At 60.2% G+C, this 1,051-nt stretch carries 1 protein-coding gene; it reads left to right on the top strand.

Going from position 1 to position 1,051, the window contains the following annotated elements:
• A partial coding sequence (locus EOA60_RS34480; protein ID WP_206628407.1) for a hypothetical protein occupies nt 1–915 on the top strand: 915 nt, incomplete at its 5' end.
• Nucleotides 916–1,051 lie beyond the last annotated feature (136 nt).

The following is a 1,051-nucleotide window of genomic DNA, read 5'->3' as shown; positions in this document are numbered from 1 at the left end:
GTTCGCGAAGCTGACCACGGAGTACAACGCGCTGAAATCGGTCGCGGATGCGGTCGCAGGGGCCAATCTCGGCTGATGCTTGAAGGCCAGTTCACCCCCGGCGCTCAGCCGCAGTTTGAGCAGATCACGCCGAATTTCTTGCGTCGGCGCCGGATGCTTCAATTCGTGTCTCAGCTCGGACTGCTGACCGGATTGAAAATCTGCCTCGACGCGGCCGATGGCGCTTCGCTGCCGGCCGGATCGACCAAATGGCTGGACACTTCGGGCAACGGCTACGACTTTTTCCGGGGCGCAGACGGCACCGCGACGACCGACGATCCGACCATCAACGGAACGACAAACGGGCGCTCATCCTCGGAATATTTCTCGTTCGATGGCGGTGATTTCTTCCGCTACGACACGACGAATGAAGCCTGGATGCAGAACCTGCACAAGGACAGCGCAAAGTTATCGTATTTCGGGTACAACTACTTCGCCAACGTCGCGACGGCGAGCGGTATCTTCGGCGATAACGTCAACTCTCCCGGTAACATCGGCTGCAGGTTCACGCTGACTGCCTCGGGCGTGCTGGGCTTCAATGTGTCCAAGACCGGCGCGTCGTTTGCCCTCGACTTCAACAGCACCTTGTCGCCGTCCGCCAATGCCTGGCATGCCATCGGGCTGTCGATCGACGAGGCTGCCACAACCGGATTTATGTTCCTGGACGGCACCGTGCAGACGTTCACGTCCACTTACACCACGCCCTCGGCGTCGAATGCGTCGCAGACCTTCGAAATCGCCGCACGCGGCAGCGGTGACGGCAAATGGGCTAACGGCGGCAGGATGGCGACCTTCACGATGTGGGAAGGTGCTGTTCTCTCGCAGACCGACATGGCCAATTTGTTCGCGATCACGCGCGGGAGATACGGCATATGAGGATCCCGAGCGGCAAAATCGACCAGGTCATCTATTTCGTGGCGGTCGACAGCATCGATCTGACGACGCGCAAAACCGGCCTCACGTCATTCACCGTCTATCGCAGTCGCAACGGTGGCGCGGCGGCGGTCTACAC

Source organism: Mesorhizobium sp. M1A.F.Ca.IN.020.06.1.1, from assembly GCF_004023265.1.
In the GTDB taxonomy this organism is placed as follows: domain Bacteria; phylum Pseudomonadota; class Alphaproteobacteria; order Rhizobiales; family Rhizobiaceae; genus Mesorhizobium.
This window is presented reverse-complemented; position numbering and strand designations above follow the sequence as displayed.